Origin of the sequence: Pseudochrobactrum albidum (assembly GCF_051851455.1) — a bacterium.
Lineage (GTDB): Bacteria > Pseudomonadota > Alphaproteobacteria > Rhizobiales > Rhizobiaceae > Pseudochrobactrum.
Window position 1 is genome coordinate 214,602 of record NZ_JBPVTR010000024.1, and the last position, 16,057, is coordinate 230,658.

11 protein-coding genes and 1 pseudogene are annotated in these 16,057 nt (G+C 53.8%); 9 read left to right on the forward strand and 3 right to left on the reverse strand.

Translation table 11 applies throughout. From position 1 onward, the window contains the following. Position 1: 1 nt before the first annotated feature. Positions 2–1,204, reverse strand: coding sequence for a M20 aminoacylase family protein (locus tag ACSTTO_RS12070; RefSeq protein ID WP_439273457.1), 1,203 nt, complete (start codon positions 1,202–1,204; stop codon positions 2–4). A gap of 120 nt (positions 1,205–1,324) precedes the next feature. Between ACSTTO_RS12070 and ACSTTO_RS12075 the strand changes: the two genes are divergently transcribed. Beyond that, the gene (locus tag ACSTTO_RS12075; protein ID WP_439273458.1) at positions 1,325–2,233 is read left to right on the forward strand and encodes a LysR family transcriptional regulator; all 909 of its coding nucleotides are present in this window, start codon (positions 1,325–1,327) and stop codon (positions 2,231–2,233) included. Between the two features lie 222 nt (positions 2,234–2,455). Here ACSTTO_RS12075 and ACSTTO_RS12080 read toward each other — a convergent pair whose 3' ends face one another. Next, positions 2,456–2,677, reverse strand: a complete 222-nt coding sequence (locus ACSTTO_RS12080; RefSeq protein ID WP_439273459.1) for a hypothetical protein — start codon at positions 2,675–2,677, stop codon at positions 2,456–2,458. Positions 2,678–2,764: 87 nt separating this feature from the next. Here ACSTTO_RS12080 and mads1 point away from each other — a divergent pair, with 87 nt between their 5' ends. The 8 genes and pseudogenes from mads1 to ACSTTO_RS12120 all read left to right on the forward strand — a co-directional run bounded on the left by mads1 (position 2,765) and on the right by ACSTTO_RS12120 (position 15,358). Beyond that, complete coding sequence (gene mads1, locus ACSTTO_RS12085) at positions 2,765–2,971, forward strand: methylation-associated defense system helix-turn-helix domain-containing protein MAD1 (RefSeq protein ID WP_321266027.1); 207 nt, start codon at positions 2,765–2,767, stop codon at positions 2,969–2,971. Next, the gene (locus tag ACSTTO_RS12090) at positions 2,971–6,267 is read left to right on the forward strand and encodes a helicase-related protein (protein ID WP_439273460.1); all 3,297 of its coding nucleotides are present in this window, start codon (positions 2,971–2,973) and stop codon (positions 6,265–6,267) included. Before mads1 ends, ACSTTO_RS12090 begins: the two co-directional genes overlap by 1 nt. Next, positions 6,264–6,950 carry a DUF4391 domain-containing protein gene (locus ACSTTO_RS12095; RefSeq protein ID WP_439273461.1) on the forward strand — a complete coding sequence of 229 codons (687 nt, stop codon included), beginning with the start codon at positions 6,264–6,266 and terminating at the stop codon, positions 6,948–6,950. The genes ACSTTO_RS12090 and ACSTTO_RS12095 overlap by 4 nt, the downstream gene beginning before the upstream one ends. 42 nt (positions 6,951–6,992) lie before the next feature. Next, positions 6,993–9,194, forward strand: coding sequence for an AAA family ATPase (locus ACSTTO_RS12100; protein WP_439273462.1), 2,202 nt, complete (start codon positions 6,993–6,995; stop codon positions 9,192–9,194). Positions 9,195–9,226: 32 nt separating this feature from the next. After that, positions 9,227–11,203: a site-specific DNA-methyltransferase gene (locus tag ACSTTO_RS12105; protein WP_439273463.1), complete on the forward strand. Its 1,977-nt coding sequence runs from the start codon at positions 9,227–9,229 to the stop codon at positions 11,201–11,203. 95 nt (positions 11,204–11,298) lie between these two features. Then, positions 11,299–11,669, forward strand: a pseudogene (locus tag ACSTTO_RS12110) (DUF1016 N-terminal domain-containing protein); the annotation flags it as partial. A gap of 30 nt (positions 11,670–11,699) precedes the next feature. Beyond that, on the forward strand, positions 11,700–12,299 hold the full coding sequence (locus ACSTTO_RS12115; RefSeq protein ID WP_439273814.1) for a PDDEXK nuclease domain-containing protein: 600 nt from the start codon (positions 11,700–11,702) through the stop codon (positions 12,297–12,299). Further along, positions 12,296–15,358, forward strand: coding sequence for a type III restriction-modification system endonuclease (locus ACSTTO_RS12120; RefSeq protein ID WP_439273464.1), 3,063 nt, complete (start codon positions 12,296–12,298; stop codon positions 15,356–15,358). The genes ACSTTO_RS12115 and ACSTTO_RS12120 overlap by 4 nt, the downstream gene beginning before the upstream one ends. A gap of 220 nt (positions 15,359–15,578) precedes the next feature. Here the strand turns inward: ACSTTO_RS12120 and ACSTTO_RS12125 are convergent, their stop codons facing one another. After that, the gene (locus tag ACSTTO_RS12125) at positions 15,579–15,830 is read right to left on the reverse strand and encodes a HigA family addiction module antitoxin (protein WP_035268079.1); all 252 of its coding nucleotides are present in this window, start codon (positions 15,828–15,830) and stop codon (positions 15,579–15,581) included. Positions 15,831–16,057 lie beyond the last annotated feature (227 nt).

Here is a 16,057-nt window from a genome sequence, read left to right on the forward strand (position 1 = left end):
ATCAGCCCTTGCGGCGTGTTTCGCCGTTCAGGAACGCCTCCGTCAGCGCCACCCAATAAGCGGCACCCTCAACAATATTCGCATCATTAAAATCATAGCCAGGATTATGCAGCGCACAGCTTTGCGCGCCCTGCTCATTCCCGTTGCCCAGAAAAATATAAGAGCCGGGGCACTTCTCCAGCATGAAAGCAAAATCCTCACTGCCGGTCATAGGTGTGGTTTGCGCAACAAAATTTTCTTTACCTGCAAATTGTTCTGCAACATGGCGGGCAAATTCCGTTTCTGCGGCAGAGTTTTGCAAGGCAGGGTAACCGCGGCAATAATCTATATGCGCCTTCACGCCAAAACTTTGCGCCTGCGCTGCAACCAGATCACGGATACGCTGCTCCAGAAGATCGCGAATATCAGGCTTAAAACAACGCACTGTCAGCTCAATCCGCGCCGTTTCCGGAATAATATTATTCGCAGCACCGGCCTGCATCACGCCAACCGTAACCACAGCCGCATCAAGCGGATTGATATTGCGGGAGACAACAGATTGCAAAGCCACAACAATAGCTGCGGTAGCCAGTATCGGATCTGCAGTCGTATGAGGCTGTGCCCCGTGACCGCCGCGCCCTTCAATGGTAATTGTGACACTGTCGGAAGATGCCATCATGGAGCCGTCATAAAAATGCAGCTGCCCCTGCGGCACACCCGGCATATTGTGAATGCCAAAAATCGCATCGCACGGATATTTCTCAAACACCCCGTCTGCAACCATGCGTGCGGCGCCGCTGTCGGGACGACCATATTCTTCAGCCGGCTGAAAGATCAGATTAACAGTACCGTTAAAATTACGCCGTCCGGCAAGAGCCTTGGCCGCAGCAAGTAACATTGTTGTGTGGCCATCATGGCCACAGGCATGCATGATGCCGCTATTAACACTTGCATATGGCAGGCCGGTTTCTTCCAAAATCGGTAAGGCATCCATATCCGCACGCAGCCCTATTGCTGCGGAGCCTTCGCCATTGCGCAACTGGCCAATAATGCCTGTCGTGCCAATATTGCGTTCAACATGGTAACCCCATTTTTCCAGCAGGGAGGCAACAATATCACCGGTTCTGCTTTCATTAAATGCCAGCTCAGGGTGCTGATGCAGATCACGCCGCAGCGCAATAAATTCCTCAGCATCACGTTCAATCAGTGTTCTGATATCTTTCATGACGGCAACCCGTATTCTTTAATGCGTATCAATATGTGCTAAGAGTTGATTTACTATTTGTCCAATGCATAGTAACTTTAATTACCATGCATAACGCGCATAATAATTTAGAGAAATTTCGTGAATATTCAGCAATTACGACACTTTATTGCGTTGGCGGAGAAAGGCTCTTTTACCAAGGCCGCAGAATATGTGCATTTGACGCAGCCCGCCCTGTCCCGCAGCATTGCCCAGCTGGAGGCGGAATTGGGCATGAAACTGGTGGACAGAATTGGCAAACGCTGCGAGGTCACGGCTTTTGGCAATGTGATTCTTGATCATGCACAGCGTGTTCTGTTTGAAACGGAAGAGCTCTATCGTGTTGTCAAACAGCAGCATGAGGGCATTGCAGGGCGCATCAAAATCGGCCTTGGCTCCACACCAAGCGCCCTTCTCACCGCGCCGCTTCTCAGCCAGTTTTCCGCCACCAATCCATCACTGCATATTCTTCTCATGCGCGGCGCCATTCCTTTACAGGTGCAGGCACTGCGTGACAGAACGCTGGATATGCTGGTGGTGGAAATACGCGGTGTGAGTGTAACTGCCGATTTGCAGATTGAAATGCTTCCTGTTTTACGCACAGGTTTTCTTGTCAATCGCAATCATCCGCTTTTGCAGCGTGATAAGGTCAGCTTTGCCGATTTGCGCCCCTGGCCATTGGCAACAACGATTCTTGCGCCAGAACAAATTCGCAATATGATTACGATTTATGGAGCACAGGCTCATCCTGATAAAAGTGTTACATTTCATTCCGATGCAATTGACGGACTTTTACAAACCGCGCTGAACAGCCAGACGATTTATTACGGTGTTATTGCCCCTGCCCATGATTTGATAACAAGCGGCCAGTTGGTGGAAGTTCCGGTACGCCCCGTATCAGACCCATCACAATTTGCGATTATACGTCTGGCAGGGCGCACACAACCACCAATTTTCTCACTGTTAAGTAACCTGATGCGCGACAAAATGGCAGAATGGAGCTCAATTTAACAAAAAACCACCACTTGTTTTACAGGGACTTCCGGAGCAATTTCACCTTAAAAAAAGCCCGCAATTACGCGGGCTTATAGGTGTTTTAATGCTCTTTGATGCCGGTCGATGCCGGACGCGGGATCATTCCCACTCTATTGTAAATAACACTAAAATTCTCTTTATTTACAACGATATAAAAACACATACCTAAGCAGTGCCACGAAAAATACCATGTCCAGCTTAGCCGACTGAAAATCGCTTGTTGTGCCGGTGCTTGCGCTCCTGGGCAGCAATCTCGCCCGGCTGCAATGCCAGCTCGTCATCGTTCATACGCTCCAGCACGTCGCGCAAACGCCCCGTGCAGGCAATGGGTGGCGGCTCGAACTCGTAACCGGCGGCGATCATCCCAGCTTCAGCCTTCTCTGTGATGAAAAACGGCTCGTCCTGATGTGATTTCGCCATGTCAATTCCTTCTTGGGGTTCTCTTTCAGTCGCAAGTATGAAAATTCTGCACTATTATGACTTCCTTTACCACTGGTTGGCCAACTTATGCCCAGCAATAGCGAAAGCGGAATTCTGACAATCAAGGAAGTTGCCGAATATCTGAAGGTTACAGAGCGAACGATCTATCGGCTCGCGGCAGCCAAGAAAATTCCTGGTTTCAAGCTGGGCGGCACGTGGCGCTTTCGGCGCAGCGATCTGGACGAGTGGATTGCCGCCAACCTGACTAACAAAGACTCCGGGGCTGGCGACTGATGGAACTGATCGACAACATCAGCCGCCTGCTGGGCGACGATCTTAAGCAGACCCTTAGGCCCGGCGCGCGGCTCAAGATCGCCGCTTCGTGCTTCTCGATGTACGCCTTCGAGGCGTTGAAAGCCGAGCTGGAAAAGATTGACGAACTGAACTTCATCTTCACCTCGCCTACCTTTGTGGCCAACGAGGTCACCGACAAAATTCGCAAGGAACGCAAGGAGTTCCACATCCCTAAGCTCGACCGGGAGCGCAGCCTGTACGGCAGCGAATTTGAAATTCAGTTACGAAACAAGCTCACCCAGCGGGCGGTGGCCAAGGAGTGTGCTGACTGGATACGGCGCAAGGCTACGTTCAAAAGCAATCGCACCAAAGCGCCCATGCAGCAGTTCGCCTGCGTGCAGGCTGGCGGTACCGACACGGCGTACATGCCCCTGCACGGCTTCACCGCTGTCGATCTCGGCTACCAACAAGGAAATGCGGTGTCCAATCTCGTCAACAAGATGGACGAGACACCATTTGCGGCTACCTACCTCAGTCTGTTCGACCAGATCTGGAACGACTCCGACAAACTGGAGGACGTGACTGCGCAGATCTGCGAGCACATCGCCTCGGTCTATCAGGAGAACTCGCCCGAGAGCATCTACTTCCTGATGCTCTACAACATCTTCAACGAGTTCCTCGACGACATCGACGAAGACGTGTTGCCCAACGATCGCACGGGCTACCAGGACACGCTGATCTGGAACAAGCTCTTCAACTACCAGAAGGATGCGGCTACCGGCATCATCAACAAGCTGGAAACCTACAGCGGTTGCATCCTGGCCGACAGCGTCGGCCTCGGCAAGACCTTCACTGCGCTGGCCGTGGTCAAGTACTACGAGTTGCGGAACAAATCCGTGTTGGTACTTTGCCCCAAGAAGCTGGCCGACAACTGGCTCAACTACAACCGCAACCTGAAGATCAACATCTTCGCCCGCGACCGGTTCAGCTACGACGTGCTGTGCCATACGGATCTTTCGCGCACCAGCGGAGAATCCTTCGGCACACCGCTCAACCGCATCAACTGGGGCAACTACGATCTGGTCGTCATCGACGAGTCGCACAACTTCCGTAACAACGACGCCTACAAGGACAAGGAAACGCGCTACCAGAAGCTGATGCGTAAGGTCGTTCAGGAAGGGGTGAAGACCAAGGTGCTGATGCTGTCGGCCACACCAGTCAACAACCGTTTCAACGACCTGCGCAATCAGCTTGCGCTGGCCTACGAGGGTGACTCTGAGAACCTTAGCAAGAAGTTGCGCACCAGCAAGTCGGTGGAAGAGGTCTTTCGCAGTGCCCAGGCAGCCTTCAACACGTGGTCAAAGCTGCCCCCGGAAGAACGCACCGCGCGAGCAATTCTTGATTCGCTGGATTTTGACTTCTTCGAGCTGCTCGACAGCGTCACTATTGCACGCTCACGCAAGCACATCCAAACCTTCTACGACACCAAGGACATCGGCCAGTTTCCCGAGCGCCGCAAGCCGCTGTCGTTCCGCTGCCCATTGACCGAGCAGCCGGATGTGCTCGACTTCAACGAAATTTTCGAGCAGCTTTCCCTGCTCAAACTGGCCGTATACGCGCCCATCAGCTACATCCTGCCCAGTCGTCTGAAGAAGTACGAGGAAATCTACGACACCAAGGTCGGCAGCAAGGGCACGCTGCGTCAGGCTGACCGGGAAAAGAGCCTGCAGGCCCTGATGACGACCAACCTGCTCAAACGGCTTGAAAGCTCGGTGCAGTCGTTCCGGCTCACGCTGCAATCGCTGCGCGCCAACAACGAAGCGACGCTGGCCAAAATTGCCGTGTTCAAAAAATCCGGTGGCGCGGCGACAGTGGGTGACCTTACGGAAATGCTGGAGGGGCTGGATGCCGAGGACGACGACCTGCCAATGCCCAGCGACGAGATCGGCGGCAAGATCAAGATCAGCCTCGCTGACATGGACTTGCCATCCTGGGAGCACGAACTCAACGCGGACTTGCAGGTTATCGGCGGCCTGCTGGCCTCAATGAACAAGATCACCCCGCAGGACGACGCTAAGTTGCAGCACCTCAAGGCGCAACTGCTCGGCAAGATCGACAACCCCATCAACCCCGGTAATAGGAAGGTACTGATCTTCACTGCCTTTGCCGATACCGCCGATTACCTGTACGCCAATCTTGCGCCGGAGCTGCTGGCCAGGCACGCCATCCACACTGCTAAGGTCACCGGCAAGGGCGCGCCGCAGTCCACCATCAAGAGCGGCACACACAAGCGCAGCTATGTCTTTCAGGAACTGCTCACCCTGTTTTCGCCGCGCTCGAAAGAGAAGGCAGTAGTGCTGCCAGACGAGCCTCACGAGATTGACCTGCTGATCGGCACCGACTGCATTTCCGAAGGCCAGAACCTGCAAGATTGCGATTACCTGATCAACTACGACATCCACTGGAACCCGGTGCGCATCATTCAGCGCTTCGGCCGCGTGGATCGTATCGGCTCGCCCAACAGCAGCATCCAGCTGGTTAACTACTGGCCCGACATTTCGCTTGACGAATACATCAACCTCAAGGAGCGCGTCGAAAGCCGGATGATGATCGCCGACGTTACCGCCACCGGTGACGACAATGTGCTGTCCGCGCAGGCCAACGACGTGTCGTACCGCAAGGAGCAACTGCGCCGCCTGCAGGAGGAAGTCATCGAGTTGGAAGATTTGAAAACCGGTGTTTCCATCACCGACTTAGGGCTGAATGACTTCCGCATGGACCTGCTCAACTACGTCAAGGCACACGGCGAACTAAGCAATGCGCCCAATGGTATGCACGCCGTGGTTCCTGCCAGGCCCGAGATAGGCTTGCCGCCAGGGGCGATCTTCACCTTGCGTAACCGCGCTCTTTCTTCCAAAACAGGCGACATCAATCTCAACCAGCACAACCACCTGCACCCATACTACCTCGTCTATATCAGTCGTGAGGGCGAGGTCGTTCACGATCACACCGAGGTCAAGCGCCTGCTCGACCTGGTGCGTAGCTGCTGCAAGGGCCAGGACAAACCCATCGTCGAAGCCTGCCAGCGCTTCAATCAGGAAACGGTCGAAGGTCGCCAGATGCAGACCTATTCCGACCTTCTGAGCCAATCCATCCGGTCAATGATCGACGTGAAGGAAGAAAAGGATCTGGACAGCCTGTTCAGCGGAGGCAAAACCACGGCGCTGACCAACACCATCTCGGGGCTGGACGACTTCGAACTCATCAGCTTTATCGTGATTCAGGAGGCTGAATGAGTCAGGCAGCAACTACACAACAGTCCGCGCTGATCGCTTACCCAAAGCAGGCCGCCGTTGACCGCGTTCTGCCCAAAAGCAAGGTATACGAGCATGGCGGGGCCAACACCCGGCTGAAAGAACTGTTCGTCGAGCAGGTGGAACAGATCGTCTGGGCATTTAAGCTGGCGCCGGAAACGCTCCATCTGCCCGAGCGGCCCGGTGTGCCAGAGATTCAGATATTCAGTATCCAACTCAAAGGACCGGAACTACATAGGGACGTATTGCGCAGCATCGACGGGGCCATCCCGTTCCCCATTGTGTTCGAGCTGAACTTCGATGGCAGAGCGCAGGTGGTCGCCGCCTACAAGCGCCCGAACGAAGCCGATGCTAGCCGCCGGGTGCTCTCGGATTACTTTGCATCGAAGTGGTTTCCGGCTGGCTGCGAGCGCACCACTATGCCTATCGCTCTGCACCTGGGCGGCCTGTACGAACAACTGCTTCATCGGCTAATCCCTTTGCCAGCGCGGCCGCAAGAAACGCTGGCCGAACTGATCGCGCGCGTTGAACAAGCGCAGGCCAAACAACGTGAGGTGGACAAAACCTCAGCTCGGCTGGCCAAGGAAAAACAATTCAACCGCAAGGTGGAGATCAATGCTCAATTGCGGCAGTTGAAGAACGAGCTTGAAATATTAAAACGCTGAAAAAATTAGAGCTATATGATTTGACTCATATTGGGGGCGACGATGCTAAAGAAAATTGCGATTTCTAACTACAAGAGCTTTCACCCTACCGAAACGGTTGAAATCGAACTCGATACGAGCACCCAGAAGCCCGTGTTCTTCTACGGTCTGAACGGTGCTGGCAAGTCGTCCATCGGTGAGGTAATCCATGGTTGGGGCGAGAAAAATCCAGATTTCGCTCATTGTGCTATTGAGACTGCCGGTCAGGGAGCATATCGCCCCGTGGTCTATAACCGTGACTTCGTTGATCGTGTGATTGGTGGTGTGGCTGGAATACCGGGCATCTTCACCTTGGGCGAACTGGATACGCAGTCGCAAAAGAAAATTGAAGAAATAACACCAGAGATTGCCGCTATTGAAGCGCGACGCGAAGAGTTAAAGGATCTAACGGCATCAACGGCGAGTTCGTTGACTGCTGCGAAAAATACGGCCTTGGCCGAGGTTTGGAAAGCTCATTCCGCCTATAGCGACGGAGAGCTGCAGCCGTTGATACAAGGCTATGGGAATAATCGACAGAAATTTTTTGACGCACTGAAGGCTATCCAGGTTGCCGAAGATGAAGAGCTGGATACGATTGAAAACTTAAAGAAACGATTGGCAGAGGCATCAGGGACTGAACCCCAGAAGTCCAAGCTAAGTTTGAGCCAACCGGGATTCCAAGCGATCGAGCTTGATGCAATCTGGCAGGAACATATCGTTGTATCGGGGCAAAGTAGGTTGGCTCCGCTCATCGAAAAGTGGGGAAATAGCGACTGGATCAACAAAGGACGGGAGTTTGCACATGACTCGGAGTGTCCTTTTTGCCAGCAGACAATGCCGCATGATTTGCTCGCCGAGCTCTCCCAGTTACTGGATGGTGGCAGGCAAACAAAAATTGATCATATACAAAGCCTCGCCCAGAGGTATGAAGCCGCAATTTCTGAATTAGAGGCATCGGTCAATCAAGCACTACAAGACCCGTTTGCCAAGGAAGATGCTGGGCTGGCAAGCGCATGGTCTGCGCTCAAGTTGGTCTTGCAGACCAATCTGGTCGCAATGAAAGCGAAAATTGAAAAACCAAGCGAGCTTGCCAGTATTGCTGAATCCAGTCTGGGAGACTTACTGGATAAGCTCGCCGTCATCAACCAGCGAATTTCCGGATTCAATCAGCGCATCTCTGACCGTGATGCGGAAAAACGCCGTATTAAGGCCGAATTTTGGAAAATTCTCCGCCGAGACAGAGCTGCAGCATTTTCTACATACGACGCCATGACTGCGCCGCTTCTCGACCAAAAGGCTGAATACGACAAAGAAGACCGTAAGCTAGAGTCAAAGTTAGGGCCGCTTAGCGTAACTCTGACCGAGCTCCGCCAAAAGCAGACAGGTGTGGATGCGGCGATGGTTGCTATCAATCAGCGCCTATCCAGTATGGGGATTTCAGCTTTTTCTATCGCCAGAAAGTCAGAGCAAGAAAGTCTGTATTGCCTAAAGCGGCAAGGGCAAAACGGTGGCGAATTGAAGTCATTAAGCGAGGGAGAGAAGACGCTGATTTCCTTTCTCTATTACATAGAGCTGCTGAAAGGGTCAGTGAACGAAGACGAGACGTTCCAACTGGACAAGACCATTGTTGTTATAGACGATCCAATTTCTAGTCTTTCGGTCAACTACGTTTTTGACATCGCAGCCGTCATTTGCAAGGAATTGATCGCGCCGGCTGGCGGCCAAAAGGTTCGCCAAGTCATTGTGCTGACGCATAACCTATTCTTCTTGCACGAGCTGATGAAGCAGCTTGGTGCGACCGATAAGAACAAGAAGTGCCAGCTATTCAGAGTGACCAAGAATTCGCACACCCAAGTCAGTTCTATGAAGTCGAGTGAACTGATGAATGATTATGATGCCCTTTGGTTCATCCTCCGTGAGGCGAGAGATCAGCAATTGCCAGCCCATGTTGTGCCAAACACCATGCGCTGTATTCTTGAGCACTTCTTCTCGTTCAACAACAAGGACGAAGAATTCAAAGCTGCTTTAGGAAAGCTGGAGCAGCAAGATAACCGATTCGTGGCGTTGGCGCGATTCCTGGATAGAGGGTCGCATAAGGACGGCATCAACTTCAGCATCATGGACTACGCAGATTATGATCTTGCGTATTATTTGGAAAAATTTAAAGCCGTGTTCGACGAAGCGGGCTTCCAGCAGCATTACGAGAACCGTATGGGTGTTGCTTGAAACAGTATTAAGAATTACACGTGGAAAATACGATGGGTAAATTGAAAATGCACTCCCCCAACCTGACCGAAGACAATATCGCCCGCATCCGCGAGATGTTTCCCGGCTGCGTGACGGAAGCCAAGGGCGAAGACGGCAGTGTGAAACTGGCGGTGGATTTCGACCAGCTTCGGCAGGAGCTGTCCGACGTTATCGTGGAAGGCCCACAGGAACGCTATCACCTCAACTGGCCCGGCAAGCGCGAGGCACTGCTGACGGCCAATGCGCCGATTGCCAAAACCCTGCGCCCGGTGCGCGAGGAAAGCGTGGACTTCGATACCACGAAGAACCTGTTCATCGAGGGCGATAACCTGGATGCGTTGAAGCTGCTGCAGGAGACCTATCTGGGCGAGGTGAAGATGATCTACATCGATCCGCCGTATAACACGGGCAAGGATTTCATCTATAAAGACAGTTTTTCTTCAGGGGAAACCGCTCACCAGATCGCGTCAGGCGAGCGCGACGAAGAAGGTACGCGTCTCGTAGCCAATCCAGAAGGAAATGGGCGTTTTCATTCCAATTGGCTGACGATGATCGCACCTCGCATTCGTCTTGCCAAAAACATGCTGGCACAGGATGGAGCTATCTTTGTCTCCTGCGATGAAGGGGAGCATCCCCGTTTACGCTTGCTGATGGATGAGGTTTTTGGTCAGTCGAACTTCGTCGCCGATATGGTTTGGGCCGCTGGGCGCAAGAATGACTCCCGGCTGGTGTCGGTCTCTCACGAGTACATCGTTTGCTATGCCCGCGATGTCGAGTACCTTCGCACGAAACAAATCACGTGGCGGCAGCGCAAGAAGGGACTCGACGAAATCTACGCGCAATACGAACGACTGAAGCGTCAGTACGGCAAAGACTACAAGGCAATGACCGAAGGTTTGAGGCAATGGTATCGCTCTCTTGCCGATGGAAATCCATCGAAGGATCACAAGCATTACAACAACATAGATGAGCGCGGTGTCTACTTCGCTGCGGATATTTCATGGCCCGGAGGTGGTGGGCCGAAATACGAAGTGCTTCATCCAGTAACCAAGAAGCCCGTCAAGGTTCCTTCCAGGGGTTGGATGACCAGCGATCCCAAGCGTATGCAGGAATGGATCGACGATAACCGTGTGCATTTTGGTGACGATGAAAACGCTGTTCCCTGCATCAAGTCCTACTTGAAAGACAAAGAGCAGCAAACGCCCTACAGCGTGTTCTATCAAGATGGACGCGCAGCCTCGAAACGGCTGCGCGCGTTGATGGATGGCGACCTATTTGATTTCCCGAAAGACGAGCTTGTGCTTCAGGAAATCGTCGAAATGCTAACCGAGGGCGACGACATCGTGATCGATTTCTTCGCCGGCTCTTCAACAACGGCGCATTCGGTCATGCTGCAAAATGCTACCGACGGCGGCAATCGTCGTTTCGTGATGGCCCAGCTTGACGAAAAGGCAAATGAAGACTCAGCCGCATATAAGGCGGGCTTCAAGTCCATTCCGGAAGTCAGTCGTGAGCGCATTCGCCGGGCGGGCAAGAGCGTCATTAGCGGAACTTGTCACGAAGGCTGGAACAAAGACGTCGGATTTCGGAGCCTCAAGATCGACACATCCAACATGGCCGACGTCTACTACGCGCCCGACGCACTGGACAAATCCAACCTCGACTTGTTCGTGGACAACATCAAACCCGGCCGGACGGCGGAAGACCTGCTGTTCCAGGTGATGCTGGACTGGGGTGTCGATCTTGCCCTGCCCATTCAGAAGAAGACCATCCTGGGCAAGGACGTGTACTTCATTGATGGCAACGCGCTGGCCGCCTGCTTTGACGCGCATGGCGGCATCGACGAAACCTTTGTCAAGGAACTGGCCACGCACAAGCCCCTGCGCGTGGTGTTCCGCGATGCGGGGTTCAAGGACAGCACCGTCAAGATCAATGTGGAGCAGATCTTCAAGCTGTTGTCGCCCGGCACTGAAGTGAAGAGCATCTGAGGCTGTCTATGACAAAGCTTACTCACGATGCCTCCTACCGGCAGGTGCTGACCGACATCAAGCAGCGGATTCGCCATGCCCAGACGCGGGCGGTGATGGCCGTCAATGCCGAGCTGATCCGCCTTTACTGGGAGATTGGGGCACTGATCGACGCTCGGCAGCAACAGGAAGGCTGGGGACGGGCGTGATCCCCACACTGGCCCGCGACCTGCACAACGAATTGCCCGAGGAAAAGGGTTTTTCCGAGCGTAATATCAAGCGAATGCTGGCGTTTTATCGGGAATATCCCCATCTGGAATTTGTGCCACAGCCTGTGGCACAAATGGCGGCGAATCGAGAAGTGCCACAGCCCGTGGCACTTCTCCCTGCTGAGCTGCTGTGCGCCTTGCCCTGGGGGCACCAGGCCGAGCTGATGGCCAAGGTCAAGGATTTGCCCACGCGGCGCTGGTATATGCAGGCGGCCATCGAGCACGGTTGGAGCCGCAATATCTTGTTGATGCAGATTGAGTCGATTGCCCATGAGCGCTCTGGCAACGCGGTGACCAACTTCACCCAGCTGTTGCCATCGCCTGACTCGGATTTGGCGCAGCAAACGCTGAAAGACCCTTACCTGTTTGACTTTCTCACGCTGCAAGCCGGTTTCCATGAGCGGGAGCTGGAAACCGGGCTGATCGCACATCTGGAAAAATTCCTGCTGGAGCTGGGTCAGGGCTTTGCCTTTGTGGGCCGTCAATACCATCTGGAAGTGGCCGGTAAGGATTTTTATATCGATTTGCTCTTCTATCACTTGAAGCTGCGTCGCTATGTGGTGATCGAGCTCAAGCGTGGCGACTTCAAACCGGAATATGCGGGGAAGGTGAATTTCTATTGCAGCGTGGTCGATGATCTGCTGCGCCACGAAACCGATGGTCAGACCATTGGCTTGATCCTGTGCCAGCAGCCCGACCGTGTGCTGGCCGAATATGCGTTGCGTGATATGACCAAGCCCATCGGGGTATCTGGTTTTGAGCTGACCCGCGCATTGCCGCAAACCCTGCAAAGCAGCTTGCCCAGTATTGAAGAAATTGAAGAAGAACTAAAAGGCGGTGAGGCATGAAACTCAAATTCAAGACCCAGGCCTACCAGACTGCCGCCGTGCAGGCGGTGGTGGACTGCTTCAAGGGGCAGCCGCCCGCTTCCTCTGAGGCCATCAGTTACCGTATCGACCCCGGTAAGGCTTCTAAAGGGAAAACCATTGGCAGCACTTTGGGCGAAGATGCAGGTTTTAAGAACGCCGATCTGGTGCTGTCAGACGCAGCCCTGCTCGACAATATCCAGCAGGTACAGCGTCAGCAGAACCTGCCCGTTTCCGACGCGCCGGCCAAAACCAAGATCGCCCGCGTGAATCTGGACGTGGAGATGGAAACCGGCACGGGTAAGACCTACTGCTATATCAAGACCATTTTCGAGCTGAACAAGCTGTATGGCTGGAGCAAGTTCATCATCGTGGTGCCCAGCATTGCCATCCGCGAGGGCGTGGCCAAGTCGCTGGCGATTACCGCTGAACACTTCCTGGAGAACTATCAGAAGAAGGCGCGCTTTTTCATCTACAACTCCAAGCAGTTGCACCACCTGGAGAGCTTTTCGTCGGATGCGGGCATCAACGTGATGGTAATCAACGTGCAGGCGTTCAATGCTACTGGCAAGGACAACCGGCGCATTTACGAGGAACTGGACGACTTCCAGTCGCGCAGACCCATCGACGTGATCAGTGCCAACCGTCCGATCCTGATCCTGGACGAGCCGCAGAAGATGGAAGGCGGCAAGACTCTGGATTCTCTGGTCAACTTCAAGCCACTGATGGTGCTGCGTTACTCGGCCACCCACAAGACCACCCACAACAAGGTTCACCGGCTCGATGCGCTGGACGCCTACAACCAGAAGCTGGTGAAGAAGATCACCGTGCGCGGTATCGCGGTGAAGGGACTGGCGGGGACAGCGGGCTACCTTTACCTGCAATCCATCGAGATTTCGAGCAAGAAGCCGCCCGAGGCGCGGGTGGAGTTCGAGCAGAAGCTGACGGGCGGCAATATCAAGCGTGTCGTTCGTAAGCTGGGCAAAGGCGACAACCTGTTTGAGCTTTCCAACGGGCTGGATCAGTATCGCGATGGCTTCGTCGTCTCTGATATCAATGCCAATACCGATACGCTGAGCTTTACCAATGGCGTGGAGCTATCCGTCGGTGACGCCACCGGCGACGTGACCGAAGGGGCATTGCGTCGCATCCAGATTCGAGAAGCGATCAAGGCGCACTTCGACAAGGAACAGGTGCTGTTCCAGCAAGGCATCAAGGTGCTGACTCTGTTCTTCATTGATGAGGTGGCCAAGTACCGGGACTATTCCGCTTCCGACGAGAAAGGCGAGTACGCCCGTGTCTTCGAAGAGGAGTACAAGCTGTATCTCAACGAGATGCTTGATCTGGATGAGACGCCCTACATCAAATACCTGAAGGATATTGCGGCCGATAAGACCCACAGCGGCTACTTTTCTATCGACAAAAAGACCAAGCGACTTGCCGATCCCACGGTTGCCAAACGCGGTGAGAATGCTGGACTCTCCGACGATGTGGACGCCTACGATCTGATCCTGAAGGATAAAGAACGGCTGCTGTCGATGGGCGAGCCGGTGCGTTTTATCTTTTCGCATTCGGCCCTGCGGGAAGGCTGGGACAACCCCAACGTGTTTGTGATTTGCTTCCTCAAGCAGCCGGATTACAACAACGAAGTCACGCGCCGCCAGGAAGTAGGCCGGGGTCTGCGTCTGTCGGTCAATCAGAATGGTGACCGGATGGATCACCCGGCCACGGTGCATGATGTAAACGTGCTGACGGTGGTGGCCAGTGAGAGCTATAAGAACTTTGTGGCGGCACTGCAGGATGACATCAGTAAATCGCTGTCGGCACGTCCACGAGTCGCGGACGAGGCCTACTTCAGCGGCAAGGTGCTAAAGACGGAATCTGGCGATGTCGCGATCACACCGCAGCTCGCCAAGCAGATCTATAAATATCTGCTCAAACACGACTACACCGACGACGCTGATCACATCACCAGCACATACCACGAGGCCAAAAAGGACGGTGGCCTGGCTGAGTTGCCACCTGAATTGGCGCCGTATACAGAACAGGTCTTCAAGCTGATCGACAGCGTATTCAGCGAGGACCAACTGCCAGACATCGGCGACGACCGCAAGCCGAAGCAAAATCCGCTCAACGCCAACTTCGATAAGCAGGAGTTCAAGGCCCTGTGGAGTCGCATCAACCGCAAGGCTGCCTATAGCGTTGATTTTGACTCGGATGAATTGGTGCAAAAGGCGGTCAAGGAGCTGGACGCTGCCCTGCGCGTCACGCCGCTGCAGTACACCATTCAGACAGGCGAGCAGATTGATCAGGTGACTAGTGAGGCGCTCAAGCGTGGAGACAGTTTCAAGATTGCCGAAACAGAGACCGAGTACAACAAGCAATCGATCCATTCAGCTGTCAAATACGACCTGATCGGCAAGTTGGCCGAGGGCACGCAATTGACGCGCCGGACGGTGACGGAAATCCTCAAAGGGATTAATGTTGCGATTTTTGCGCAGTTCAAGACCAACCCCGAGAGCTTCATTGCCGAGGCGGTACGCCTGATCAACGAACAAAAAGCCACCGTCATCATCGAGCATCTGGCCTACGATGCGGTCGAGGACAAGTTTGATCTGGATATTTTCACCGCTGGACAATCCAAGCAGGATTTCAGTAATGCCGGTGACAAGCTCCAGCGGCATATCTACGACTATGTAGTGACCGATTCCAAGGTCGAGCGGGAGTTCGTCAAAGAGCTGGATACGGCCAATGAAGTCGTGGTCTACGCCAAGTTGCCACGCGGCTTCCTGATTCCCACTCCAGTTGGCGACTACAACCCCGACTGGGCCATCAGCTTCAAGGAAGGAGCGGTCAAGCACATCTATTTCGTAGCGGAAACCAAAGGCTCGATGTCGTCGATGGATCTGCGCGAGATCGAGAAAACCAAGATCAAATGCGCCCGAAAATTCTTCGATGAAATGAATCGCCGCTTTGCCCCGGAAAACGTCAAGTATGATGTGGTGGACAGCTTCGGCAAGCTAATGGAGGTGGTGAAGTAGTTCACCAACGCAGCGGGGCTGGTCATTTGACTTGCCCGCTGCTTGGCTAATCAAGGCATCTCTCATCCGTTAAAACGCGGACGTATCCTATGCGTTTGATTCATGGACGCACCCGGGACATTGAAACATTGACGCCAATATTGACACCAGATGACGGCCTTGGCGGCGGTAAAGCGTGCCACTTTGAACTGTTCAGAAAACCACCGTTTTCTGTACACATTCATGCCAGACCACTCCTGGAGCGGTCAAACGCAACCTGCATTGCTAGCCAAGCACGCGCAGTGCTGAACCCAGCACCTTCCAGCCCTTCTGCCAGTGCTGTGTTCAACCCTGCACGTTGAGATAGCACATCATCAAGATACTGTGCCTCGACGTGAAATCTGCTGGCCGCTTCTGGCAACGAGAGGCCTAGTGGGGCCATCACATCGTATTTGATCAGTTGCCCCGGATGGGGCGGGTTATGCATCGTCATACTTTCGTCCTCTATTCTGAATGCCACCAACAGACTCGGGGCACATGCTCATCACAGCACTCGTGATGACAGGAAAACCCTTGAGTCGCGGCAGCGAATACCTGCCTCGCAGAGCAAGATTGATGTCGAGCCACTGGCGAGTAAGACCTGTGTTGTAGGTCAACAAGCTACGCTTGTAGGCCTACAACACACATCTTGCCGTTTGCTTGAACGCGATTATTTGCGAT